Raw genomic sequence first — 26,178 nt, 5'->3', positions numbered from 1 at the left:
AGTCTGCATTCAGGCGCGATGCGCCTTGAAAAATGATGTGCCCTCGCACCGGGCGAGAGACAGCTAAAGGGCGGGATTATAGCTTAAAAGCGCCGACAAACCTCTAGCGGAACTGGCCGGCCGGTGCGTTGACGCAACAGAAGCTTCAACTTAGGCTCCCCTGCAAATGGACTGGGAGATCCCGGTCGGCGTTGATGCCTCGGTGAGATCACCGGGGCTTTTCGCTTTCTGGAAGCCGCAAAAGTTTTAAAAGCCTCACCCACGGCTTGGTCGCCAATAAACACTGATATTCCCGTCCACCGCCTGGCGATAGATCGTATACGGCAGGAACGCCGTATCGAACACACCGGACAGGGTCAGGTCGAGCAGGACGACCGGCACCAGAATGCCGGTAGGATCGGGCGGCGCGTGCAGCAGGCAGAAATCATGGGCGAGCCCGCTGTAGATGCGCGGAATCGACTGACAGTAGGTCTTCTGTTTGCGCAGGCCGCGCGTGGCGTCTTCATCGTCCTGCAACACCGTGACGGCGGTGCCGCAGCCGGACAGTGCCAGGGAAAATGCGCCGATCGTGATAGCGTTTTTGATGCTCAAGGTTTGCCCTCCGGGAACGTCGGGGCAAACTAGCATCGGGGCTTTGCAGGGGGCAGTTCATGGTTTCCGGGAAGGCCGTAGGACAAGTCACAAGGATTTGTCGCCACAACCCTCACCCGGATTCAACTGCAGAAACGTCTTACGCGCTGGCGAAAACAATCACGCAGTGCCCGCTACATCCTTGGGCAATCGCTGATCGATCACACGATATAACGCGCTGCTTTCCGGCCAGTTGCGCATGAACCGCGCACGATCCCGGGCATAGGCCGGGGCGAAGCTGCTCACCGAGCCGTGCTGACACATCGAATCCAGATCGATCAAGGCCCAGCGGTCTTCCTGCCAGAACAGGTTATGACCCTTGAAGTCGCCATGGCTGATGCGTTCGGCGATCAACCGCGCAAACAGTTGATCCAGTGCCTGCAACTCCGCTTCCGGCGCCTCGCCGCTTTCAACATATGGCGCAAAACGCTCGATGATGTCCGGTCCGGCCAGGTACTCGGTGATCAGGTACGCCTTGCTGCGCAGCCAGAAAAACCGCGTTTCCAGCACCGCCAGCGGTTTGGGCGTGGCGATGCCGAGGAACGCCAGGCGATTGCCTTCGCGCCACGAATGCCAGGCACGGCTCGGGCGCCAGAAGCGCTTGAGCCAATGGGCAAAGTTCTTGATGTTGTAACGCTTGATCACCAGCGGACGCCCGGCGACTTCGACCTTGCCGACGCTCGCCGCGCCGCCGGTCTTGTACAAATGGCCCTGATCGAGCAAGGCATCCGCCTGCTCCAGCATCGGCAGCATCGCGGGTTCTTCCTCGCGACGGATCGACCGCAGACCGAAAGCCCCGCGTCGCACGCTGAACAACGTGCATTCACGTCCGACCTTGATCAGGAAATCCTTCAACCGCCAGGCGCGGACCTTGTCGATCTGCTTTTGCAGGGCTTCCAGCGGCAGCGCGTGCTCGCTGTTGCTCAGCAGGTAATACACCAGCAACTCTTCAGTGAACGGCTCGAGCGACTTGGGCAACTGGGCGAAAAACACCCCGAGGTTTTCCAGCACTTTCTGCCGGGACAATGGCTGACCAGCGTTTTCTGCACAGATACCGGCACCATCGATCAGGTACAACTGACCGCCGTGGCGCAGCAGGTTGTCCAGGTGCAGGTCTTCCTGCCACAGGCCTTTGCCGTGCAATTGGCCAATGGCGCCGAGGGCTTCGGCCAGTACCGACGATTGCTCGTCGGCCAACACCGGCAAGGATTCGACCTTGCTCCAGGCATCGCCCAAGCTTTCGGCGCCTTCGAGGAACTCGAACAGCAGCCAGCCACCCTCGCCGTCCTTCAGGCCATCGGCCAGCAGCAACGGCGTAGTCATGCCCTGGGCGGCGAGCAGTTTCACCCCTTCCAGTTCACGCTGAAAATGCCGTGCAGCCTTGCTGCCAACCAGCAATTTGGCCAACACCGGACGCCCGCGCCACACGCCGGCACCGACATAGCGCTGCCCCGGCAACACCCGCAACAGGCTGAGCAACTGCAAATCAGCAGCACCCGCCGCATCCGCGAGCGAAACCGTCAGCGGCAGGCTCGGCGTACGCCCGGCATTTTTCAGGTCGGACAACTGCATCAGCGCGTCTCCTTGCGACTGCGCCGCGCAGTCAGCCGCGTGACCCAGCTATCGACCAGCGAACTGTCGACCGACTGATCGAGATAGGCCGCCAGCAACTCGCGCAACTGGGCATCACTCCACTCCGGCGCACGGCGCAGCAGCGGCTCAAGATCCTTTACCCGATCACGCTGGCCGAACAGCAGGGGCCGGGTCTTTTCCAGGTCGATCAGTTGCGCCTGATACCCGGCACCCTCGGCACGCAGGAAAATGTGCTTGGGATAGAAGCAGCCGTGCACCTGACGAACACCGTGCAGGAGCCGCGCCAGTTGGCCGCAGGCCTTGAGAATCGCCGAATGCTGCGTGACTTCGAGGCTCGACCAGCGCTGCAGCAACGAATCCAGATCATCCCAGCCGTCGAGGGCGCGGGTCAGCAGGACCGCGCGCACTTCGCCGTTGACCTTGCGCTGGCCGAAAAACGCCGCTTGCAGCGCCGGAATGCCGAGCTGGTTGTAACGGCTGATGTTGCGAAACTCCCGGGCGAACGTCGGCTCGCCAAACGGCGCGTGCAAGGTGCGGGTCAGGTAATTGCTCTGACGCTTGAGGTAATAGCCGTGGCCCTCGAGCTCAAGCCGGAACACACTGCTCCAGCCGCCGCCGTCGGTGTTCGGTTCATCCACCGCATCGAGTTGCTTGTCCCACAACGCGTCGAACGTGCCGAGGCCGTGGCGCTCCAGCAGCGCACGGTCTTCAGCGGCGAGAAAATCAGTCATTCGCGTCCCTCGAAAAATCTCACCACGTGACGAATCCGTTTCTTGTCGGCGGCATTGAGCCGGTCACGCTGGCGGTATTGCAGGTAGAAGCGCAGGCGCTGGGTGTTCGACAGGTGATATTTGGCAACCTTGTCGAGACAGGCCAGGTCCTTGGTAATCCGGTATTTGAGCCAGAAACCGCGCCAGAAATCGCCGTTCGGGCAGTCGATGAGAAAAAGCTGCGCCTGATCGTCGATCAGCAGGTTGCGCCACTTCAGATCGTTATGGGTGAAGCGATGGTCGTGCATCGTCCGCGTGTAAACGGCCAATTGCCGACTGATGCCGTCAACCCAGCTGTGACTCTTCAGCTTGGGGTCGTTGCGCTCGGCCAGTGCCGAGAGGTCCTCGGTACGCGGCAGTTCGCGGGTGATCATCGCCCCGCGATCATAGGCCATGCCATTGCGTTCCAGGCCCCAGGCCACCACTTCGGCGGTGGGAATGCCCCACTTGGCGAAACGCTTGAGGTTCTGCCACTCCATCTTCACCCGCGGCTTGCCGAGGTAACGGCGCAAGCCCTTGCCGGCGCCGACGTAGCGTTTGACGTAGTAATTGACGCCGTTGCGCTGCACACGGATGACTTCGGACAGCGGATCGCGGGTCAGACGCTCGCCTTCAAGCGCGAATACCGCTTCAAGGCTGCCAAAATCCGCTGCGAGGTCGCTGTACTCGGGTTCAAGATTCCAACCCGCCATCAGAGCGCATCCCCGTAACGCAACTTGCGCTCGTAGAGTTTGTTGGCCTTGCCTTCGAGCCAGCTCAGCAACGGCGCTTCTTCCGCCAGGATCTGGCGCAGCGGTTGCTGGAAGTAACCTTTGAGAAAGCGCAGCTTGTCGCGACGGGTCAGGCCGATGTCCAGTGCGGAAAAATACAGCGCCGCCAGATCCTTGTTGCGCCAGCGCTGAGTGATCGCCGGGCGGGTCTGGGCGCGGTGCAGGTCGATCACCGAAAGTTTGAAATCTTCCGGGGTCACCGGTTTGTCGGTGTGCAGCAGGAAGTGGCAGATGTAGCAGTCGCGGTGGTTGACCCCCGCGCGGTGCATCATGCCCGTCATGCGTGCAACTTCGGCGATCAGCGCGCGCTTGAGCGTTGGCTGCGGCGGCTGCTTGACCCAGTCGATGCTGAAGTCTTCGAGGCTGATGGTCGGCGCCAGTTCTTCGGTGACGATGAACGAATGCTGGTCCGCCGGGTTGCTGCCCTTCTCGCCGTACGCAACGGCGGTCATGGTCGGCACGCCGACTTCCTGCAGACGCTGGATAGCCTTCCATTCCTGGCCCGCGCCAAGCACCGGCAGCTTGGCGGTCAGCAGGTTCTTGAAAATCTCGCCCCAGCCAATGCCACGGTGGATCTTGACGAAAAAACCGTTGCCGTCGACTTCCGTGCGCAAAGTCCTGCGGGCTTCCAGCTCGCGGTACACCTCGCCCTGCAAGCCCTCGACTTCCGCGAACGCATCGCGGCCGGCCCAGAGGCTCTTGAACGGTTCAGCCAGCATCAACTTCATTTATGCGTGCTCCGCCAGAATCACATCGGCCGCGTGCTGCGGCATGCTGTAGAGGTCGGCCGTCTCGGCGAAAGCCAGACCGTTGCGGCTCCAGGCCGCCCGTGCAGCGTCGTCGTTCAACATGTCAGTCAGGTATTGCGTCAGTTGCGCCTGATCGAACGGTTCGTCCAGCACTCGCCCGGCATCGGCCTCGGCAATGTAATGGGCGTAACCGCAGACTGCGCTGACCAGCACCGGCAACCCGGCGACCAGCGCTTCAAGCAATACTGTACCGGTGTTCTCGTTGTACGCCGGGTGGATCAACAGATCGGCGCCGAGCAGGAAACGCGGGATATCGCTACGCCCCTTGAGGAACGTCACGTTGTCGCCCAGACCCAATGCTGCACTCTGCATCTGGAACAATTTGGGGTCATCCTGGCCGATTACAAACAGCCGGGTGCGTTTCTTCAGTTCGGCGGGCAATGCGGCCAGCGCTTTCAGGCTGCGATCGACGCCCTTGGTCTTGAATCCGGAGCCGATCTGCACCAGCAACAGTTCGTCGTCCTTGAGATTGAATTCGGCGCGGAAACCGGCGCGAATTTCGTCGGCATCCGCCGGACGCCGACGATCCTGGGCGATGCCCGGCGGCAACAGGTGGAAGCGCTCGAGCGGCGTGTCGTAATGCTTGATGAACAGCGGTTGCTGCACTTCGGAGATCATCAACACTTCAGTCTTGGCGTCTTTGGCGAACACCGCGCGCTCGTACTCGGCGAAGTGGCGATAGCGCCCCCAACGGCGATACAGCGAATTGCGCAGGTTCTGCGCCTTGTCCTCGAAGCAGCCGTCGGCGGCGTAGTAGACGTCCAGCCCCGGCATCTTGTTGAAGCCGATCAGGCGATCCACCGGGCGCCTGGCCAGGTCCGCTTCCATCCACGCGCTGAGTTTCTCGTTGCGGCGATGGTTGAAGAACGCCTTGACCGGCGCCACCAGCACTTCGAAACCGGGCGGGACGTCGCCTTCCCAGATCAGGGTGTAGACGCGGATCTTGTGGCCACGCTTCTGGCATTCGAGGGCGATGCGCATGAAATCGCGCTGCAAACCACCGAACGGGAAATACTTGTAAAGGACAAATGCCAATTGCATCAACGCAGCTCCTCAGCCATCAACAACGTGCTCAGTCGGCTGGCGACACGCTCGGGATTCAGACGCGTGAAGCACAAAGGCAACTCGCGTTTCAGGTCAAACTGACGGGCATCCTGCGCGGTCGGTTGATACGTACATTTCTTTTGCAGGCACGGCGCGCACGGGAAATCGCTGCCGAGGTGAATCTGCAGCTTGCCGTAGGCGCCGGTCAGGCCCGGATTGGTCGGGCCGAACAGCGAAATCGTCGGCACGTCCAGTGCCGCAGCGAGATGGCCGAGACCGGTGTCCACCGCGACGCAGGCCTGGGCGCCGGCCAGCACCTTGCCGACCCCGGCCAGGTTCAGCTTCGGCAGCACTTCGGCATGCTTGAAGCCGGCAGCGATGCGCTCGGCCCGGGCCTTCTCCAGCGGGTTGCCCCACGGCAGCTTGATCCCGACGCCGAGGTAGCCGACCCGCTCGGTCAGCTCACGCCAATAGCTTTCCGGCCAGTGCTTGGTGTCCCAAGTGGTGCCGTGGAGGAAAACCACGTAAGCATTCTTGCGTGGCAACTCGACCAGACGCTCGACGTTGAGGCCGTAATCACCGAGGCCTTTAGGCAGGTCGTAACCCAAGGCAATGGCAAATAACTGACGCACACGCTCGACGGCGTGCTGACCACGGGCCACCGCCAGTTTGCGGTCATAAAAACGCGCAGCGATCGGCTCGCGGGCCGAGCCCTTGTCGAGACCGGCCACCGGGGCTTTGACGTAGCGAGTCAGCCAAGCGCTTTTCAGCAGGCCTTGAGCATCGATCACCAGGTCATATTTGTTCGCCCGAACGGATTGCTTGAAGCGTTTCCACTCGCCGCTGGTGATGGTTTTCCAGAGATTCTTGCGCCAGCGGCGAATCGCCACCGGAATCACCTTGCCCACGGCCGGGTGCCAGGTCGGGATTTCGGCAAAGCCTTCTTCCACCACCCAGTCGAACTTGATCCCGGGAATGGCCCGGGCGGCGTCGGTCAACGCCGGCAACGCATGAATCACGTCGCCCAGCGAAGAAGTCTTGATCAGCAATACCCGCAACTTAATGGACCTCGACCACAGAGCCCTGCAAACGCTGCAAGGCATCGTTGACCGCGTCCGGCATCAGCTGGCGCAGGCAGTTGTAATGGCCGAAACGGCAAGTGCGATCAAAGCAAGGGCTGCAATCGAGGCCCAGACGGACGATTTCCACATGCTCGGCCAACGGCGGGGTGAAACCCGGCGAAGTCGAACCGTAGACCGCCACCAACGGACGGTTCAGCGCTGCAGCAACGTGCATCAGACCGGAATCGTTGGAAACCACAGAGTCAGCGCAGGACATCAGGTCGATGGCCTCGGCCAGCGAAGTACCGCCACTGAGGTTCACGGACTCTTCACGCAGGCCCGGAATCAGCCGTGCGCGGATGTCTTCGCCCACGGCGTGATCGTTCTTCGAGCCGAACAGCCAGACTTGCCAGCCTTCGCGGATACGCGCTTCGGCGACCTTGGCGTAATGCTCGGACGGCCAGCGTTTGGCTTCGCCGAATTCGGCACCGGGGCACAACACCAGCACCGGGCGATCGAGGGTCAGCCCGAACTTGGCCAGCGCCGCCTCGCGGGTCACCGGGTCGATCTGCAGGCTCGGGCGCGGATACGGTTTCGGCAGCTCGGCGTTCGGCTCGTAGGCCAAGGCCATGAAGCGCTCGATCATCAGCGGATAACGTTCTTTGTCCAGCGTGCGCACGTCATTGAGCAGGCCGTAGCGGAATTCACCGCGCCAGCCGGTGCGTTTCGGGATGCCGGCGAAGAACGGCACCAACGCCGACTTCAGCGAGTTCGGCAGCAGGATCGCCTGGTCGTACTGGCCGGCCAGGGATTTGCCGATCCGCCGACGGGTCGCCAGTTCCAGCGCGCCGTGGCCGAGCGGGAAGCTCAAGGCCTTGCGCACTTCAGGCATGCGCTCAAGGATCGGCCGGCTCCACTCGGGGGCCAGCACGTCGATTTCGCACTGCGGGTGGCGTTGCTTGAGACACTGAAACAGTGTCTGCGCCATCACCATGTCACCGACCCAACTGGGCCCAACGATCAGAATATTCATGTGGTTTCCAAAAACGAACCGGGGAGGCTTTACGCCTCCCCGTCTCGAGAATCAGCTTAGCCCCAGCTCGCGCCAGATCCGCATCACCTGCCGCCGTTCGTCCGCGAACTGATCGCCCGGTATCACCCCGGCGTCCTTCTGCAAGGCCTGCCGGTGGGCGGCGGAACGATAGGCCTTATAGGCCTCGCGCAACAGGCTGGCGTCTTCGACGGGCATCAGCCCCTCGTGTTCCAGCTCTTCCAGAATGCGGATATTGTCCGTCCAGCGCAGCAACGGCGGGTGGGTCTGCGACCACGCCAGGGCCGCGTATTGCACCATAAATTCAATATCGACGATACCTCCGGCGTCCTGCTTGAGGTCGAACGGCGCCGTGGCATCGAAGGCATTCGCCCCGGTACCGGCGGCGGTGCTCTTGCTGCCGAGGTTATCGCGCATCTTGGCGCGCATCTCGCTCACTTCCTGTTGCAGTTTCGCCAGATCCCGCGCCTTGCCCAGCACCTGAGCCCGTACTTTCTCGAACGCCTGGCCGACATCCTGACTACCCACCAGCACCCGCGCCCGTACCAGAGCCTGATGCTCCCACGTCCAGGCTTCATTTTCTTGATAGCGGGCAAATGCCCCCAGCGAACTGACCAACAGCCCCGACGCACCGGACGGCCGCAGGCGCATGTCCACTTCATAGAGCTGGCCGGAGTTGGTCTGCGCCGTCAGCAAGTGAATGATCCGCTGGCCAAGCCGGGTAAAGAACTGCGCGCCATCAATCGGCTTCGCCCCGTCGGTTTCCGCCTGCGGATCGCCGTCATGGATGAACACCAGATCCAGGTCCGAACCATGCCCCAACTCGATCCCGCCGACTTTCCCATAACCGACAATGATGAAGCCGGGATCGCACAACGTGCCGTCGGTGCGCAGCGGCGTGCCGTATTTGGCCACGGTCTGGCGCCAGGCCAGTGCCAGCACTTGCTCCAGAATCGCTTCCGCCAGCCAGGTCAGGTAATCGCTGACCTTCATCAACGGCAGGCTGCCGGCGATTTCCGAGGCGGCGACGCGCAAGCGGTGCGCCAGTTTGAAATGGCGCAGGGCTTCCATCTGCTGTTCGAGGTCGTCTTCCGGGATCCGGGTCAGGCGCTCGCGCAATTCGGCGGCCAGTTCCGGCGCCAAGGGCGGCTTGAACAGGCGGCCTTCGTTGAGCAATTCATCAAGCAGCAACGGGAAACGGGTGATCTGCTCGGCGATCCACGGGCTGGCAGCACACAGGGTCAACAAGCGACGCAGCGCGCCCGGGTTTTCCGTCAGCAACACCAGATAAGCCGAACGCCGGGCCACCGCTTCAACCAGCGGCAGGACCCGTTCGAGCACCAGGTCCGGATTGTCGTGCTCCACTGCCTGAGCGAGCAGGCGCGGAATAAAGGCGTCGAGGCGTTCGCGCCCCAGACGCTGCATCGCCCGCAGCTGCGGACTGCTGCGCAGACCGGCCAGCGCTTTCAAGGCTTTGGTGGCGTCGGCGAAACCGCCTTCTTCCAACTGACGGCAAGCGGCTTCTTCGTCCTGAGCCTCTTCCCACAGCGGCAGCCATTCGCCGCCGACCACCACTTCGCAGTCGGCGCCTTCTTCCTCATCGGGATCGGCGATGACCTGAGCAAAATGCCAGGCCACCCGGCCACGCCAGAACATCAGCTTTTCATGGAAGGCGTCCCAGTCGGCGAAACCGAGCATGAACGCAATGCGCGCCTGATCCTGCGGGCTGTCCGGCAGCATCTGGGTCTGGCGATCGGCAATCGCCTGGATCGCGTGTTCGGTGTAGCGCAGGAATTCATAACCTTCGCGCAACTCGCTGATCACCGCCGGCGGCAGATAACCCTGCCCTTCCAGCGTGCTCAACACCTTTAATAGAGGCCGCTGTTGCAGGCTCAGGTCGCGTCCGCCGTGAATCAGTTGAAAGGCCTGAGCGATGAACTCGACTTCACGGATACCACCGGAGCCAAGCTTGATGTTGTCGGCCATGCCCTTGCGCCGGACTTCCTGCTGGATCAACTGCTTCATGGTGCGCAGCGCTTCGATCGCCGAAAAGTCCAGATAGCGCCGGTAAACGAACGGCCGCAGCATTTCCTGCAACTGCGCCCCGGCCACCTGATCGCCGGCCACCACCCGCGACTTGATCATCGCGTAGCGTTCCCAGTCGCGGCCCTGATCCTGGTAATACTGCTCCAGCGCATTGAAGCTCAGCACCAGCGCGCCCGACGAGCCGTACGGGCGCAGGCGCATGTCAACGCGGAACACGAAACCGTCGACGGTCATCGGGTCGAGGGCCTTGATCAGGCGCTGACCGAGACGAATGAAGAATTCCTGGTTATCCAGTGCGCGCTTCACGCCGACCGTTTCGCCGCCCTCGGGGTAGGCAAAGATCAGGTCGATGTCCGACGACAGGTTCAACTCGACCGCGCCGAGCTTGCCCATGCCGAGGATGACCATTTGCTGCGGTTCGCCGCTGCGCCGGCCGGTCGGTGTGCCGAACTGTTCGCAATGGCGGCTGTACAGCCATTGATAAGCCTGGTCGATGCTTGCGTCGGCCATGTCCGAGAGGTCGCGGCAGGTCTGCACCAGATCGGCCTGGCGAGTCAGGTCGCGCCAGATGATCCGCACCTGATGCCGGGCGCGCTGACGACGCAGGACGCGGCCCAATTCATCCTCGCTCTGCGCGGTGCTGACCGCCCCGGCAATCTGTCCGCACAGCTCGCCCGGGGCGAACGGCCGGTCGAGTTCGCCGGACTGCACCAGCGACAGCAACATCAAAGGGTCACGAACGCTCTGTTCAATCACGAAATCGCTGGCGGCGGTGACGCGGGCGAATTGCGCCCAGCGCTCCGGAGTCCAGGTGGAGAAGCCTTGATCGTCTTCAAGCTGAGCGACGGCCGTACGGAACGACTGCTCGGATCGGCTGACCAACGGCAGGAGAATGGCGGGCAGTTCGGCAAGCGCGGGCAGGGTCATGGTCTATCCTTGATCGGCGTGTAAATGGCCGCTTGTAGTGATGATTGAAAAACCGCTACGCGAAGGACTGTCGAACAAAAGTGAGAAATAGCTGAAATTTCTTTTTCTTTGGCAGCCAACATCAAACTTTCACCTTTTTCGGATGGCTAAAGAGCAACCTTAACGATTATTCTCACAACGCAGTCGGAGGCCACAAGCCTTTCATCTGTAGTTTTACTACTCGTCTATACATTCGAAAGGCTGAAATGCCGGATGATTTGTAGTAAAACTACACGCCGCCGGAACAACCTGTCGGCAATCCAAGAATTTTAAATCGTCTGCCCACAAGGCCAGTCGCAAACTCAGGCAACCGATTCTGGAAGCCTTTCCGCCCTGGAGCAAGCCATGCAAGACCTCGATCCCGTCGAAACCCAGGAATGGCTGGACGCCCTGGAATCGGTTCTCGACAAAGAAGGCGAAGACCGTGCTCACTATCTGATGACCCGTATGGGCGAACTCGCGACCCGCAGCGGCTCGCAACTGCCTTACGCCATCACCACGCCTTACCGCAACACGATTCCCGTTACCCACGAAGCACGCATGCCTGGCGACCTGTTCATGGAACGCCGCATTCGCTCGCTGGTACGCTGGAACGCGATGGCCATGGTAATGCGTACGAACCTGAAAGATTCTGACCTGGGCGGTCACATCTCCAGCTTCGCCTCCAGCGCGACCCTGTACGACATCGGCTTCAACTACTTCTTCCAGGCCCCGACCGACGAACACGGCGGCGACCTGATCTACTTCCAGGGCCACACCTCGCCAGGCGTTTACGCCCGTGCGTTCATGGAAGGCCGCATCACCGAAGACCAGATGAACAACTTCCGCCAGGAAGTCGACGGTCAGGGCCTGTCGTCCTACCCGCACCCTTGGCTGATGCCTGACTTCTGGCAGTTCCCGACCGTTTCGATGGGTCTGGGCCCGATCCAGGCGATCTACCAGGCTCGCTTCATGAAGTACCTGGAACACCGCGGCTTCATCCAGCCGGGCAAACAGAAAGTCTGGTGCTTCCTGGGCGACGGCGAGTGCGACGAGCCGGAATCCCTGGGCGCCATCTCCCTGGCCGGCCGCGAGAAGCTGGACAACCTGATCTTCGTCATCAACTGCAACCTGCAGCGCCTCGACGGCCCGGTTCGCGGCAACGGCAAGATCATCCAGGAACTCGAAGGTGTGTTCCGCGGTGCTCAGTGGAACGTGACCAAAGTCATCTGGGGCCGTTTCTGGGACCCACTGCTGGCCAAGGACGTCGACGGCATCCTGCAACGTCGCATGGACGAAGTCATCGACGGCGAGTACCAGAACTACAAGGCCAAAGACGGCGCGTTCGTGCGTGAACACTTCTTCAACACGCCTGAACTCAAGGCGATGGTTGCAGACCTGTCCGACGACGAGATCTGGAAACTCAACCGTGGCGGCCACGACCCGTACAAGGTCTACGCGGCGTACCACGAAGCGGTCAACCACAAAGAACAACCGACCGTCATCCTGGCCAAGACCATCAAGGGTTACGGCACCGGTGCGGGCGAAGCGAAGAACACCGCGCACAACACCAAGAAAGTCGACGTCGACAGCCTGAAGCTGTTCCGCGACCGCTTCGACATCCCGGTCAAGGATGAAGAGCTGGAAAACCTGCCGTTCTTCAAGCCAGAGCCAAACAGCGCCGAAGCCCGTTACCTGGCCGAGCGTCGCACTGCACTGGGCGGTTTCGTCCCTCAGCGCCGCGCACAGAGCTTCAGCGTACCGACTCCGGACCTGGATACCCTCAAGGCAATCCTCGACGGTTCGGGCGACCGTGAAATTTCCACCACCATGGCGTTCGTGCGGATCCTCGCGCAACTGGTCAAGGACAAGGAAATCGGCCCGCGCATCGTTCCGATCATCCCGGACGAAGCCCGTACCTTCGGTATGGAAGGCATGTTCCGTCAGCTGGGCATCTACTCGTCCGTCGGTCAGCTCTACGAGCCAGTCGATAAAGACCAGGTGATGTTCTACAAGGAAGACCAGAAAGGTCAGATCCTTGAAGAAGGCATCAACGAAGCGGGCGCCATGAGCTCCTTCATCGCGGCCGGTACTTCGTACTCCAGCCACAACCAGCCAATGCTGCCGTTCTACATCTTCTACTCGATGTTCGGCTTCCAGCGTATCGGCGATCTGGCCTGGGCTGCCGGCGACAGCCGTACCCGTGGCTTCCTGATCGGCGGCACCGCCGGCCGCACCACCCTGAACGGTGAAGGCCTGCAGCACGAAGACGGTCACAGCCACCTGCTGGCTGCCACCATCCCGAACTGCCGCACCTACGATCCGACCTACGGCTACGAGCTGGCGGTGATCATTCAGGACGGCATGAAGAAGATGACCGAAGAGCAACAGGACATCTTCTATTACATCACCGTAATGAACGAGTCCTACCAGCAGCCAGCCATGCCGGCCGGTGCCGAAGAAGGCATCAAGAAAGGCATGTACCTGCTGGAAGAAGACACCCGCGAAGCGGCGCACCACGTACAACTGATGGGCTCCGGCACCATCCTGCGTGAAGTCCGTGAAGCGGCGAAGATCCTGCGTGAAGAGTTCAACGTCGGTGCCGACGTGTGGAGCGTCACCAGCTTCAACGAACTGCGTCGCGACGGCCTGGCCGTAGAGCGCAGCAACCGTCTGAAACCAGGCCAGAAGCCTAAGCGCAGCTACGTCGAAGAGTGCCTGAGCGGCCGTAAGGGTCCGGTCATCGCTTCTACCGACTACATGAAACTGTTCGCCGAGCAGATCCGTCAGTGGGTACCGTCCAAGGAATTCAAAGTCCTGGGCACCGACGGTTTCGGCCGCAGCGACAGCCGCAAGAAACTGCGTCATTTCTTCGAAGTCGACCGTCATTTCGTGGTGTTGGCAGCCCTGGAAGCACTGGCTGACCGTGGTGATATCGAACCTAAAGTCGTGGCCGAGGCCATCACCAAGTTCGGTATCGACCCGGAAAAACGCAACCCACTGGACTGCTGAGGAGAAACTCTGTGAGCGAACTCATTCGCGTACCTGACATCGGCAGCGGTGAAGGTGAAGTAATCGAACTGTTTGTGAAGGTCGGCGACCGTATCGAAGCCGACCAGAGCATCCTGACTCTGGAATCGGACAAGGCCAGCATGGAAGTGCCGGCCCCGAAGGCCGGCGTCATCAAGAGCCTGAAAGTGAAGCTGGGCGATCGCCTGAAAGAAGGCGACGAACTGCTGGAACTGGAAGTCGAGGGCGCCGCGCAAGCGGCCCCGGCGCCTGCCGCTGCTCCTGCTGCCAAGGCTGAAGCCAAACCGGCCGCCGCTCCTGCTGCCGCCGCGCCAGCCGCTGCACCTGCTGCCGCTTCGGTTCAGCAAGTGCACGTGCCGGACATCGGTTCGTCGGGCAAGGCACAGATCATCGAGATCCAGGTCAAGGTCGGCGACAAGGTCGAGGCTGATCAGTCGCTGATCACCCTGGAATCCGACAAGGCGAGCATGGAAATCCCTTCGCCTGCCGCTGGCGTGGTCAAGGCCATCAGCGTCAAGTTGAACGATGAAGTCGGCACTGGCGACCTGATTCTGGATCTGGAAGTGGCGGGTGCTGCGGCCCCTGCTGCAGCCGCTCCGGCCCAGGCTGCTGCTCCAGCCGCTGCTGCTGCTGCTGCGCCGGCTCCGGTCGCTGCACCTGCCGCACCGGTTGCCGACAGCGTTCAGGACATCCACGTTCCGGACATCGGTTCGGCCGGCAAGGCCAAGATCATCGAAGTGTTGGTCAAGGCTGGCGACAGCGTTGAAGCCGACCAGTCGCTGATCACCCTGGAATCCGACAAGGCAAGCATGGAAATCCCGTCGCCTGCCGCTGGCGTGGTGGAAAGCATTTCCATCAAGCTGGACGACGAAGTCGGCACTGGCGATCTGATCCTCAAGCTGAAAGTCAAAGGCGCTGCTCCGGCTGCTGCCCCGGCTCCAGCTGCCGCTGCTGCTCCGGCTGCCGCTGCACCTGCTGCTGCCGCTCCGGTTGCTGCTCCAGCCAAGCCGGGCGCCAAAGTTCACGCCGGCCCTGCCGTGCGTCAACTGGCTCGCGAGTTCGGCGTCGAGCTGAGCGCTGTCGGCGCCAGCGGTCCGCACGGTCGCATCCTGAAAGAAGACGTGCAGACTTACGTCAAAGCCATGATGCAGAAGGCCAAGGAAGCACCGGCCGCTGCTGCTGGCGCAACCGGTGGCGCGGGCATCCCGCCGATTCCGGTCGTCGACTTCAGCCGTTTCGGCGAAATCGAAGAAGTGCCGATGACTCGCCTGATGCAGATCGGTGCGTCGAGCCTGCACCGCAGCTGGCTGAACATCCCGCACGTGACTCAGTTCGATTCGGCTGATATCACCGAGCTGGAAGCGTTCCGTATCGCTCAGAAAGCCGTTGCAGAGAAGGCTGGCGTCAAGCTGACCATCCTGCCGCTGCTGCTCAAGTCCTGCGCGCACATGCTCAAGGAGCTGCCGGACTTCAACAGTTCGCTGGCACCAAGCGGCAAGGCGATCATTCGCAAGAAGTACGTGAACATCGGCTTCGCCGTCGACACCCCGGATGGCCTGCTGGTACCGGTCATCAAGAACGTCGACCAGAAGAGCCTGCTGCAACTGGCAGCCGAAGCCGCTGCGCTGGCCGCCAAGGCCCGCGACAAGAAGCTCACCGCTGACGACATGCAAGGCGCCTGCTTCACCATTTCCAGCCTCGGCCACATTGGCGGCACCGGCTTCACGCCGATCGTCAACGCGCCGGAAGTGGCGATCCTCGGTGTTTCCAAGGCAACCATCCAGCCAGTCTGGGACGGCAAAGCCTTCCAGCCGAAACTGATGCTGCCACTGTCGCTGTCCTACGATCACCGTGTGATCAACGGCGCCGCTGCCGCACGCTTCACCCAGCGTCTGAGCAGCCTGCTGGCGGACATCCGCACCATCCTGCTGTAAACCGCTTGGCCCTCCGGCAACGGAGGGCCAACCGGGTTCCACGTTTTCGAGCGCCACACGCTCGTACCTCAACCCCGTCAGTTTGGCGGGGCTTTTTTTTGCCTGAAATAACTGCCGCCCGCACTTTTCCCACAACTTGCGCTGACTTCAGCCACGGCCCAAGTCCATTTTCTGTCAATATTTTTAAGCAGCAGACAACTAACCTTGGCGCGCCGAAGTTAACCAACAAAGTTGGATAACCTCATATTCAACTTACACTTATTCGAATGGATTCGAACATGCTAAAGCCTACTGCCGGCCCGATCATTGGCCACACCACAACTCATCAGGCAAGAATTTTTGTTCGCGGCGACCTGAAAAACAGCGCCGCAGTATTTGCGGGCATTCGCTACCGGATAACTGATTCGAAACAATGGCTGAAGGGGTTGTTTGTCAAACTGGATGCCAGCCGTGACCAGTCCGGTGTCCTGGTGCTCGATAACTTGAACCCCGACACCGACTACGAATACCAGACCGGCTGGTTCAGCCCGATGAGCCCGGCCCACACGATTGAAAGCGTGGCGGAACTGCCATTGCAATGGCCACGGGAAACCTATCGCTTTCGCACCCGCAGCAGCCAGCCTCTGCAACCACGGGCCTACATCCTCGGCTCTTGCCGTTGCTTGCGACTGACCGCCGGTATCCCCGTGCTCCCGCAACTGGGCGACCGGATCTTCGCCTCGATCAGCCAACTGATCGAGGGCGCACAACCGGCGGTCAGCGCAATCATGATGAGCGGTGACCAGATCTACGCCGATGATTTGAACCTGATTGCACCCGACCGCGAATATAACGAGATCATTGCCAAATATCGCGCGGCTTTCTCTCAGCCCAACATTCAACGACTGATGTCAGGCACTTCGACTTACATGATTCTGGATGACCATGAAATAGAAGATAACTGGCCGGCGAATGCCGACACACCCGACACAGCGCTGTTTCACAATGCAATGACGGCTTATGAAATTTATCAGGCCAGTCACAGCCCGGCCTGCTCGCTGACAACTAACGGCCAAGTAGATCATTCTTCGCTGAAGCACTATTGGTATCAATTCAGCGATGGCGATATCGAATGGTTTGTGACCGATAGCCGAACCCGTCGCAACTTATCCAGCGAGAACCGCCGCATCCTGGATGAAGAGCAGGAACAGGCCTTGTGCAAGTGGCTGGTCGAAAGCCCTGCGCGGGTCAAGTTCGTGGTCACCGGCGTCATGTTTTACCCGGATCGCAGAACGAACGGCGAGGATGCCTGGATGGGCTTCCCCGAGCAGCGCCTGCGTCTGCTGGAAATCATCCGCAGGCATAGAATCAGGAACGTCGTATTCATCTCCGGGGATGTGCATGGCTCGCTGACCAGTCGTCTGACTCACAGTGAAGACTCGGACTTCGAAGTAAACACCGTCGTCTCTTCGCCGCTGAGCAACAGCAAACTGCTGCCGTACGCCACGGCATCGACGTTCATTCTCGATCAGCCGCTGGCTCGCACGGACGCGGGAGAATACCGGCACACACTGACCAGCAAGGTCGTCAGCCAGGACAATTTTGCCCACATGCTGGTCGAAGCCGAACACATCCGGGTCAACTACCACGACCGGGATGGTAAACACTTGCAATCAATCGATATTCCACTGCACTGAAATGAAAAATGTCGCCGTTCCGGACGCCAGAAGGCTCTGGAACGGCACTCTCAGCGCGCCGCTGCATTACTTTCCAGCGCCCGCTGGAGAAATGTTCAGCGCAGCCGACATATTCTTATAGCACTTGGCCTTCATGTCTCTTGTCAGTCGGTGCCGCAATGATGCAACCTTGCCGCAGGCAACAGTAAAGAGGGCGAGAGCCCGGCGCGTTCAGCAAATTTCCAAGCGAGTTCCCTTCATGAAGAGCCAACCCGATGCCGCCAGCCGTATGGTGGCCGAGGTAGTGACGCAGTTGCCTGTGCCCTCGCGGCTCGGCATGCTGCGTTTCGAGCGCCTGAATGAAGCCAGCTGGGCGATGCTGTTTCTCGATCCCAACTGTGAACGACAGTTCGGCCAGCCCGCCGTCGAACTCTGCGCTTTGGTCGGTTCGCCCTACGCCAGCCTGATGGAGCCCGAGGCGCGCTATCAGCTGCACGACGCGATCCAGCAACAACTGCGCGACAGCCCGCATTATCTGGTGCGCTACACCCTGCACACCGCCGCCGGGGCGCTGAGCATTCTCGAACTCGGTGAAGCCTACAAGCAGCACAACCGTCACCTGCTGCGCGGTTACCTGCTGGCGGTCGACGACGTGTTCGACGAAGCGCCAGCATTGCCGTCCGTCGACCTTGAAACCCAGAACTCGCGCCTGCAAATCGCCCTTGAGCTCAATCAGCGTGCCCAGCAGGAACAACTGCAGCATCTGGAGCGGGTGCGCGCCCAGCAGGACCTGATCCTGCTGCTGGCCCGCCAGCGCTACAGCAGCCAGAACTCCCTGCAAGAAGCCGCCGAACTGATCACCCGCTGCGCCTGCGATATCTATGAAATCGACTGCGCCAGCCTGTGGAACCTCGAAGGCCAGAAGCTGGTGCCGATTTCCGCCTATCACCGCGCCACCCAGGAATACATCCTGCCGGAGGTGATCGACGTCAGCGGCTTCCCCGATTACATGGACGCGCTGCACGGCAGCCGCGCCATCGACGCGCACAACGCGATGCGCGACCCACGTACCCGGGAAATGGCCGAAGCCCTGCGTCCGCGTGACGTCAACGCCATGCTCGACGCCAGCATCCGTGTCGACGGCCAGGTGGTCGGCGTGCTGTGCCTGGAGCAGACCGGCGTCACCCGCGCCTGGCAGTCCGACGAAATCGCCTTTGCCGGTGAGCTGGCCGACCAATTCGCCCAGGTCATCAACAATCACAACCGCCGCACCGCCACCAGCGCCCTGCACCTGTTCCAGCGCGCGGTCGAGCAAAGTGCCAACGCCTTTTTGCTGGTCAATTGCGACGGCGTGGTCGAGTACGTCAACCCGAGCTTTACGGCGATCACCCAGTACACCACCGAGGAAGTCCACGGCCAGCGCCTGTCGGAACTGCCGGCCCTGGAAAACCTCAGCGAGCTGTTGTTCGACGCGCCCTCGGCGCTGGCCAAGAGCAACAGCTGGCAGGGCGAATTCAAGAGCCGCCGCAAAAACCTCGAACCCTACTGGGGCCAGTTGTCGATTTCCAAGGTCTACGGCGACAACCGTGAGCTGACGCACTACATCGGCATCTACGAAGACATCACCCAGACCAAACTGGCGCAGCAGCGCATCGAGCGTCTGGCTTACACCGACAACCTGACCAACCTCGGCAACCGCCCTGCATTTATCCGCAATCTGGATGAGCGCTTCGCCCGAGACAGCGATACCCCGATCAGCCTGCTGCTGGTGGACATCGACAACTTCAAGCGGATCAACGACAGCCTCGGCCACCAGACCGGCGACAAACTGTTGATCAGCCTGGCCCGGCGCCTACGCAACAGCCTGAGCCCGAGCGGCAGCCTGGCGCGATTCGCCAGTAACGAATTCGCGGTGTTGCTCGACAACACCGACCTCGAAGCCGGCCAACAGATCGCCAGCCAATTGCTGCTGACCCTCGACAAACCGATGTTCGTCGACAACCAGTTGATCAGTGTCACAGGCTCCGTGGGCCTGGCCTGCGCGCCGCTGCACGGCCGCGACCCGCAGACCCTGATGCGCAACGCCGGCCTCGCCCTGCACAAGGCCAAGGCCAACGGCAAACATCAGGTGCAGGTGTTCACCGAAGCGCTGAACGCCGAGGCCAGCTACAAACTGTTCGTCGAGAACAACCTGCGCCGCGCCCTGACCCAGAACGAGCTGGACGTGTTCTACCAGCCGAAGCTGTGCCTGCGCAGCGGCCGGTTGCTGGGCATGGAAGCGCTGCTGCGCTGGAACCACCCGGAGCGCGGCATGATCCGCCCGGACCAGTTCATCAGCGTGGCCGAGGAAACCGGCCTGATCATCCCGATCGGCAAGTGGATCGCCCGCCAGGCCTGCCGCATGAGCAAGGCGCTGACTGCTGCGGGCATGGGCAACCTGCAAGTGGCGATCAACCTGTCGCCCAAGCAGTTTTCCGACCCGGATCTGGTGGCCTCCATCGCCAACATCCTCAAGGAAGAAGCGCTGCCGGCCAATCTGCTGGAACTGGAACTGACCGAAGGCCTGCTGCTGGAAGCCACCGAAGACACCCACTTGCAGCTCGACCAGCTCAAGCGCCTGGGCCTGACCCTGGCCATGGACGACTTCGGCACCGGTTACTCGTCGCTCAGTTACCTGAAAAAATTCCCGATCGACATCATCAAGATCGATCGCAGCTTCATCCACGAAATCCCGGACAACCAGGACGACATGGAGATCACCTCCGCCGTGATCGCCATGGCCCACAACCTGAAACTCAAGGTCGTGGCCGAAGGCATCGAGACCGCCGAGCAACTGGCGTTCCTGCGTCGGCACCGCTGCGACGTCGGCCAGGGCTACCTGTTCGACCGGCCGATTCCGGGCGCCGAGCTGATCCAGGCGCTCAAGCGCTACCCGCGCGGCCCTCTCCCTCTGTAAACCACAACCAAAGTACCCGCACATTTTGACTAGTGATTAACTGGGCATCATTGGGCACACTGGTGGTCTGTGTAATTGACATCCCATCCTGACTGAGAGGAACGATCATGGTTCTGCGCTCGGAAATTCTGGTGAACAAAAACGTGCTACCGACTAAAGAACAAGCTCTGCCTGGCCGCGAAACCGCGATGACCCTGCCTGAAAACCATTTCGTCTTCAAAGACACGCCGCTGCTTGGCCCGTTCTTCCAGGACGTCGATTTCGCGATTTTCGGACTGGGCTGTTTCTGGGGTGCGGAACGTCGCTTCTGGCAGCGTGAAGGCGTAGTCAGCACCGTGGTCGGTTACGCCGGCGGCTTCACGCCGAACCCGACCTACGAAGAAGTCTGCTCGGGCCTGACCGGTCACTCGGAAGTGGTGCTAGTGGTTTTCGACAAAGACAAGGTCAGCTACGAAGAGCTGCTGACAATGTTCTGGGAACTGCACAACCCGACGCAGGGCATGCGTCAGGGCAATGACATCGGCACTCAGTACCGTTCGGTGATCTACGCGACCCATCCGGAGCAACTGGATGCGGCGCTGAAGAGCAAAGCCGTTTATCAGGCTGAGCTGTCGAAGGCAGGCCTGGGTGAAATCAGCACCGAGATTGAACAGGCCCCGACCGTTTACTTCGCAGAGACCTATCACCAGCAGTATCTGGCGAAAAACCCGGAAGGCTACTGCGGGATTGGCGGCACTGGCGTTTGCATGCCACCGAGTCTGGCGGGTAACTGACCTAAAACTGTGGCGAGGGAGCTTGCTCCCGCTGGGGTGCGAAGCGCCCCCAAAACCGGTGAACGCGTTCTTCAAGAAGAACCGGCTCTCCGATTTTACGACTGCTGCGCAGCCGAGCGGGACGGTGCGACGACTCGACAAGCTCCCTCGCCACAAACTCTGCGAATCAGCTCTCGGCGATCAACCAATCCATCTGCCACCCACCCTGGGTCTGCCCAAGTTTCTTGGACAGCCACGGCAGCAGCTCACGCAATTCTTCCTCCAGCCCCCACGGCGGATTGGCAATCGCCAGCCCGGAACCGTTCAGACTGTTCGGCGTGTCCAGCGGATGTACCAGCAGTTCGACCCGCAGCAGTTTCGGCGCACCGGTGCCGGCCAGATCCTGATAGAAACGACGCAGCGCGCGCTGGTCCTTCACCGGATACCAGATGGCCGCCACGGTTTGGCGCATCCGGCCAATGGCCTCTTTCATCGACGCTGCACAACGCTGCATTTCATCGAGCTGTTCGAACGGCGGATCAATCAACATCACCGCGCGTTTCTCCTGCACTGGCAACATCGCGCGGGCGACATGCCAGCCCTCGCCCAGATGCACTTTGACCCGACGATCGCCGGCCATGTTGTCCTTGAGCAAAACGCCGTCTTCGGGGTGCTTCTCGTTGAGCATCACCCGGTCCTGCGGCCGGGTCAGACGCCGCGCCAGCTCCGGCGAGCCCGGGTAATAGCGCAACTGGCCATCCGGGTTCATCTCGTGCAGCACTTTCATATAGTCGGCAGTCAGCGCCGGCAGATCCGGCTGGTCCCACAAGCGCGCGATGCCTTCCAGGTACTCGCCGGTACGGTTGGCCTGATCGCCCTGCAGGTCATACAGACCGATGCCGGCGTGGCTGTCGAGATAGGCAAACGGCTGCTCCTTGCGCGACATCAGGGCGATGAGGCGGGTCAAGGTCAGGTGTTTGAACACATCGGCGTGATTGCCGGCATGGAAGGCGTGACGATAATTCATGGCTGCTCCTGCGAGGGCCGTGAAGTTTACCTTTTACCGGGCGGCAAGTCAGGGGTTGGGGGCTGAGTGGGCGTTCCCGGCGTTACACTGGCCGCAACCACCTGACAGGAAGTCTGAAAATCATGTACCGCCGGATCATTGCCCTCCTGTGCCTGCTGGGTTCATTTCACGCCTTCGCTGACGAAGAACACACCGAACAAGCACGCCAGAATCTAAAGAACTACGGCTTGAGCCACTGCATCCTGGCGCCATTCAAAGAACAATCTGCACTGGAAAAAGACATCGGACTCTCCGCCGGAGCGTACTCGTTCATGGGCAAAGGCCTGCACACCGTTGTTCAGAATGAAGACACGCTGCATGTCCTGCACGATCCCTACAAGGAAACCAGAGACTACATGCTCGCGGCCTACGATCAGACACCGTCGGCCAGCAAGCACTCGAATCGCAAAGTCGTGTTTTACGCGTGCCTTGAGGTTTACAACTCCCAAGCTTTCGACCGTTTCATCAAGACCCAGGACGCTTACGTCTCGCAATGACCACCAAACGGTAGACCGGGCGATCCTTTGAGTTTGCTGTTGTGGCGAGGGAGTTTGCAGGGTCTGTCAGGCCTGCGTTCGTAGGCGCTTTCCAATCACATCCAACACATCACAGCCGTCGCGCAACGGAATCACGCAGAGCTGGGCAAAGTCGCTCAGGATGACCGAGTCGCACTCGACCGAGCCGCGCATGCACATGTTTTCCAGGACCTGGATGACCGCGCGGATGCGGTAGTTGGCGGCGTCCATCAGGATGTCGAGCGGGGCGTGGGTGTCGATGAACAGGGTGGGCATGTCGTTGCAGTTGCTGGTCAGCGCCATGAGGCGGTTGCTGGGGTGGGGGATGAAGGGTTCGTAGGGTGGATCGGGTTTCAATGTTGGCACAGGAGTAACTCCTAACGTATTGGATGGAGCCGCCAACTCTCACTTCCACGCATTAGGTGGCGGCTGTACGCAGGTGTGGAAGACCGGGACGTTAGGCACCCGGCGCACTCGAAAGCGCCCCGCGCACAGCCACCAAAAACTCAAACGACAAAGACGTCTGACTGGTGCAGCTTGACGCGCCTAACGATAAAAGGGCTTCCACGCCCTGTCACCGAATTTGCGGTGACCGCCAAAAGACTATCCCCGCACCACCGCGCCCACCAGTTCACGCAAACCGCCGCAACTCGCAGGAAACGTCCGAAGCCCTTGCCCAGAAATTTCACTCTGACTCGTCCCGCAAGTAGTCCTGCAATGCCGAAACCGACGATTCGTCCGACGCCGAAACTTCGAAAAACCTGACAACCTTGCAGCGCAAAACATCGGCGGGAAACGCCTCGAATAACGCCGGCTGCTCCTCGCTCAACCACTGCAAGGCATTGTTGATTCGAGCATCACCGCCGAATTGCGCCAGCAGTTTTTCCGGTACCGACCACCAAGGAAACTCACGCCCCGATACCTGTGCCCTGCCCCCGATTTCAACGGCCTGACCGTTGACCAATCCTCGGGTGAGGACCGGCAGCAATTTCCCGGCATCCACCTCGGGGGACTCAAGGATCGGCAACAAGAACCGCCCATCCCAAAACCGAAAGAACACCGCTTTCCCGTCCGGCATCAGCACCTGAGTCAAACTGCGAAAGTGCTCGACCACCGCCTCAAGCCCCGCCGAAGAAACCGCCAGCCAGCCCCAGTCCCGAGACTCCGTGGTCGCCACCCAATCCAGAAACTCACAGCCTGCGTCGACGATTCCCACATAGGGCATCACCGCATCCCACTCGGCATAGATCGTTTCCGTCCAGACCGGTTTCGGCATCTGCGCATTCGAAGGCCAGGCTTTCAGCGGACCCACCGCACTGGCGCTGCTGAAAATCGCGAACAACTGCTCCGATGGTTTCAGCGGATCTCCCTTCAACCATTGATCAGGCTGCACAGACTCCCTCCTTACAGCGCTCGCATTCTTCGCAGAACGGCGCATCTCCCTTAAGGCTCATGATTTGCGCAGCAGTCAGAATCGCAGCCGGCGCCGCCACCAGTTTCTCCGGCAACCCCGGCACTGTCGGCGCGGCGCTCATCGCCGCCATCGGCGCACCACCCACCACAATCGGCACGCTGCTGAAGATCCCGCCGGGGCCGATGTTGATCCACTGCCCGCCCGCCTGAATCGTCGCGCTCGCCCCGCCGTCAATCACCACCTGCTGGCCGGCGCTGACGTGAAATTGCGCACTGGCATTGATCGCCTGATTGCTCACGCGGATGTGCCGGTCGCCGGTCACCGTCAGGTGGTCGTCCTGCTTCACCTCGGTCTGGCGCTGGCCGTGGGTGATGCGCTGTTCATCGGCTTTCAGTTCGTGTTTTGCGAGGCCAGTGACAACGACGCTGCGCTGGTTATCCACCTGCACCTGCTGATCATTCAACACATGCTGCGTCCAGTTTCGCTGGGCGCGCAGGTAGATTTCCTCGGCGCCTTTGCGATCCTCGATGCGCAATTCGTTGTAACCACCGCCACCGGGACTACTCTGGCTGCGGAAAATACTGCGGGTCTTGTCGGCCGGCAGATCCAGCGGCACCGGCGTCGCCGCGTTCGGCAGGCAACCCATGACCAGCGGTTTGTCGGCGTCGGAATCGATGAACCCCACCAGCACTTCCATGCCGACCCGTGGAATCAGCACGCTGCCATAACGGTCATGGGCCCAACCGCTGGCGACCCGCAGCCAGCAACTGGAATGTTCGTTGAGTTCACCGTCGCGATCCCACGCCAGTTGCACCTTGACCCGGCCGTACTCGTCGCAATGGATTTCACTGTCTTTCGGGCCGGTAACCACGGCCGGTTGATAACCAAGCATCCGTGGCTTTTCCGGGCCCATCGGTGGACGGAAGAACACGTCCCACGGCGTGGCGAGAAAGGTATTACGGTAACCCTGGAATTCATCGCCATCGCTGGTGACCGATTCCTCCAGCACTTGCGGCTGTCGTCCATGGTGCTCGACGGCAGTCAGCAGCCAGAGGTCATTCAAGTCCTGGCGCGGATGCTCGGTCAGTTGCAGGAAATGTCCGCTGACCAAGGCAGATTGATCGCTGCGACCTTCAGCCTGACGGTAGTCGGCGACATGTCGCTCAAGGGTGCGCTGGGCCAGTTGTTTGCCGGTTTCGCGCTCGGTGAACTGGCCGGGAAAGTGGTAATCCTCCAGCACCGGGCGCTGTTCGCTTTCTGAGCGACTTTGCAGCGACAGCCGGGGTTTGCTGAAGTCGTAATCACGTCGTGTGACCACGCTGGTGCGGGTTTCTACCCGGACGGTGAAGCGCTTGATCGCCGGCGCCGATGCGGCCATCCCGCTGCCCGGCAGGTACAGCGTCGGCTCGGCCAGACGCGGGAATACGGTTTGATCGTCGCCAAACACCAATAGATGCCCGTCCGGGCTGTGCTGAAAATGGAAATGAATGCCGACTTCGGAACACAGGCGCTGGATGAACGCCAGATCGCTCTCGGCGTACTGCACGCAATATTCACGGGGCGGGTAATCGCTGCCGAGGCGAAATTCGAAGGCATCGCGCAGGATCGAGTGATCCTTGAGGATCTGCGTCACGATCTGCGGCACGCTTTGATGCTGGAAGATTCGTTGATTGATCCGATGGCCGAGATAAGCCAGGCGTGGAACAAGGCTGACGTGATAGCGGGTCAGACGCTTGCCGGAATCCCCCTGTCCGACCCGATAGATCTGACCGTGAATACCGGAACCCTCTTCATCGAAACTCAGAAACGCCTGACAGTGCAGCAGGCTTTCAAGGTCCAGGTCTGGCCGCTCGCTGACCAGTTCCAGGTCGAAGCGAAAGGGCTGGCTGATGGCTTCCTTGCCCGAGAACTCAAGGACTTTGAGGTCAAACCGGGCGCCTTCGACGGTCAACGTGAAACGCGGTTGATTGGCAGGCGCGAACATCCGATGTCTCTCTGCAGAATGAGGGCGGGCGATTCTGCATGAGGGGCAAGGGGTGCAGGTTGGGTGACTGAAAAATCAGATTTCCCCTACTTGAAACTTCGATCTCCCCTTCAAAAATCGGCGCATCCGACTACAGACTTTTCCTTCAGAAAA

19 protein-coding genes are annotated in these 26,178 nt (G+C 60.8%); 6 read left to right on the top strand and 13 right to left on the bottom strand.

All coding sequences use genetic code 11. The features are described 5' to 3' along the window. Nucleotides 1-255: 255 nt before the first annotated feature. The 9 genes from AC07VV_RS17545 to glnE form a co-directional block, all read right to left on the bottom strand. Nucleotides 256-591, bottom strand: a complete 336-nt coding sequence (locus AC07VV_RS17545) for a YceK/YidQ family lipoprotein (protein WP_495036941.1) — start codon at nucleotides 589-591, stop codon at nucleotides 256-258. A gap of 159 nt (nucleotides 592-750) precedes the next feature. Then, the gene (locus tag AC07VV_RS17540) at nucleotides 751-2,202 is read right to left on the bottom strand and encodes a lipopolysaccharide kinase InaA family protein (RefSeq protein WP_495036940.1); all 1,452 of its coding nucleotides are present in this window, start codon (nucleotides 2,200-2,202) and stop codon (nucleotides 751-753) included. Beyond that, the gene (locus AC07VV_RS17535; protein WP_495036939.1) at nucleotides 2,202-2,954 is read right to left on the bottom strand and encodes a lipopolysaccharide kinase InaA family protein; all 753 of its coding nucleotides are present in this window, start codon (nucleotides 2,952-2,954) and stop codon (nucleotides 2,202-2,204) included. The genes AC07VV_RS17540 and AC07VV_RS17535 overlap by 1 nt, the downstream gene beginning before the upstream one ends. Beyond that, nucleotides 2,951-3,685, bottom strand: coding sequence for a lipopolysaccharide kinase InaA family protein (locus AC07VV_RS17530; protein ID WP_495036938.1), 735 nt, complete (start codon nucleotides 3,683-3,685; stop codon nucleotides 2,951-2,953). Before AC07VV_RS17530 ends, AC07VV_RS17535 begins: the two co-directional genes overlap by 4 nt. Next, nucleotides 3,685-4,491, bottom strand: coding sequence for a lipopolysaccharide core heptose(I) kinase RfaP (gene rfaP, locus AC07VV_RS17525; protein ID WP_495036937.1), 807 nt, complete (start codon nucleotides 4,489-4,491; stop codon nucleotides 3,685-3,687). Before rfaP ends, AC07VV_RS17530 begins: the two co-directional genes overlap by 1 nt. Continuing rightward, nucleotides 4,492-5,613 (bottom strand): glycosyltransferase family 4 protein, encoded by a 1,122-nt coding sequence (locus AC07VV_RS17520; RefSeq protein ID WP_495036936.1) that lies wholly within the window; start codon nucleotides 5,611-5,613, stop codon nucleotides 4,492-4,494. Further along, nucleotides 5,613-6,674, bottom strand: a complete 1,062-nt coding sequence (gene waaC / locus AC07VV_RS17515) for a lipopolysaccharide heptosyltransferase I (protein ID WP_085711109.1) — start codon at nucleotides 6,672-6,674, stop codon at nucleotides 5,613-5,615. Before waaC ends, AC07VV_RS17520 begins: the two co-directional genes overlap by 1 nt. A gap of 1 nt (nucleotide 6,675) precedes the next feature. Then, the gene (waaF, locus tag AC07VV_RS17510; RefSeq protein ID WP_039766536.1) at nucleotides 6,676-7,710 is read right to left on the bottom strand and encodes a lipopolysaccharide heptosyltransferase II; all 1,035 of its coding nucleotides are present in this window, start codon (nucleotides 7,708-7,710) and stop codon (nucleotides 6,676-6,678) included. A 51-nt stretch (nucleotides 7,711-7,761) separates the two neighbouring features. Further along, the gene (gene glnE, locus AC07VV_RS17505) at nucleotides 7,762-10,701 is read right to left on the bottom strand and encodes a bifunctional [glutamate--ammonia ligase]-adenylyl-L-tyrosine phosphorylase/[glutamate--ammonia-ligase] adenylyltransferase (protein WP_495036935.1); all 2,940 of its coding nucleotides are present in this window, start codon (nucleotides 10,699-10,701) and stop codon (nucleotides 7,762-7,764) included. A 384-nt stretch (nucleotides 10,702-11,085) separates the two neighbouring features. On the opposite strand from glnE, the gene aceE reads away from it, so the two are divergent. The 5 genes from aceE to msrA all read left to right on the top strand — a co-directional run bounded on the left by aceE (nucleotide 11,086) and on the right by msrA (nucleotide 21,067). Further along, nucleotides 11,086-13,731: a pyruvate dehydrogenase (acetyl-transferring), homodimeric type gene (gene aceE / locus AC07VV_RS17500; protein ID WP_096819872.1), complete on the top strand. Its 2,646-nt coding sequence runs from the start codon at nucleotides 11,086-11,088 to the stop codon at nucleotides 13,729-13,731. A gap of 11 nt (nucleotides 13,732-13,742) precedes the next feature. Then, on the top strand, nucleotides 13,743-15,683 hold the full coding sequence (gene aceF, locus AC07VV_RS17495; RefSeq protein ID WP_495036934.1) for a dihydrolipoyllysine-residue acetyltransferase: 1,941 nt from the start codon (nucleotides 13,743-13,745) through the stop codon (nucleotides 15,681-15,683). A 278-nt stretch (nucleotides 15,684-15,961) separates the two neighbouring features. Beyond that, nucleotides 15,962-17,359, top strand: coding sequence for an alkaline phosphatase D family protein (locus tag AC07VV_RS17490; protein WP_495036933.1), 1,398 nt, complete (start codon nucleotides 15,962-15,964; stop codon nucleotides 17,357-17,359). A 238-nt stretch (nucleotides 17,360-17,597) separates the two neighbouring features. Further along, on the top strand, nucleotides 17,598-20,294 hold the full coding sequence (locus AC07VV_RS17485; RefSeq protein ID WP_493071368.1) for a putative bifunctional diguanylate cyclase/phosphodiesterase: 2,697 nt from the start codon (nucleotides 17,598-17,600) through the stop codon (nucleotides 20,292-20,294). A gap of 107 nt (nucleotides 20,295-20,401) precedes the next feature. Further along, nucleotides 20,402-21,067 carry a peptide-methionine (S)-S-oxide reductase MsrA gene (gene msrA / locus AC07VV_RS17480; RefSeq protein WP_096819876.1) on the top strand — a complete coding sequence of 222 codons (666 nt, stop codon included), beginning with the start codon at nucleotides 20,402-20,404 and terminating at the stop codon, nucleotides 21,065-21,067. A 166-nt stretch (nucleotides 21,068-21,233) separates the two neighbouring features. On the opposite strand, the gene AC07VV_RS17475 is transcribed toward msrA, so the two are convergent. After that, nucleotides 21,234-22,073 carry a 23S rRNA (adenine(2030)-N(6))-methyltransferase RlmJ gene (locus AC07VV_RS17475; protein ID WP_007952304.1) on the bottom strand — a complete coding sequence of 280 codons (840 nt, stop codon included), beginning with the start codon at nucleotides 22,071-22,073 and terminating at the stop codon, nucleotides 21,234-21,236. 122 nt (nucleotides 22,074-22,195) lie between these two features. Between AC07VV_RS17475 and AC07VV_RS17470 the strand changes: the two genes are divergently transcribed. Next, the gene (locus AC07VV_RS17470) at nucleotides 22,196-22,609 is read left to right on the top strand and encodes a T6SS amidase immunity protein Tai4 family protein (RefSeq protein WP_495036932.1); all 414 of its coding nucleotides are present in this window, start codon (nucleotides 22,196-22,198) and stop codon (nucleotides 22,607-22,609) included. A 66-nt stretch (nucleotides 22,610-22,675) separates the two neighbouring features. On the opposite strand, the gene AC07VV_RS17465 is transcribed toward AC07VV_RS17470, so the two are convergent. The 3 genes from AC07VV_RS17465 to AC07VV_RS17455 form a co-directional block, all read right to left on the bottom strand. Then, entirely contained in the window at nucleotides 22,676-22,993 is a 318-nt protein-coding gene (locus AC07VV_RS17465; protein ID WP_495036931.1) for a hypothetical protein, read from the bottom strand. A 319-nt stretch (nucleotides 22,994-23,312) separates the two neighbouring features. Continuing rightward, nucleotides 23,313-24,065, bottom strand: a complete 753-nt coding sequence (locus tag AC07VV_RS17460; RefSeq protein WP_495036930.1) for a DUF4123 domain-containing protein — start codon at nucleotides 24,063-24,065, stop codon at nucleotides 23,313-23,315. Further along, nucleotides 24,010-26,025, bottom strand: a complete 2,016-nt coding sequence (locus AC07VV_RS17455; protein ID WP_495036929.1) for a type VI secretion system Vgr family protein — start codon at nucleotides 26,023-26,025, stop codon at nucleotides 24,010-24,012. The genes AC07VV_RS17460 and AC07VV_RS17455 overlap by 56 nt, the downstream gene beginning before the upstream one ends. Nucleotides 26,026-26,178 lie beyond the last annotated feature (153 nt).

The sequence above is a fragment of the Pseudomonas sp. GW821-FHT02C04 genome (assembly GCF_059421845.1).
This window is presented reverse-complemented; position numbering and strand designations above follow the sequence as displayed.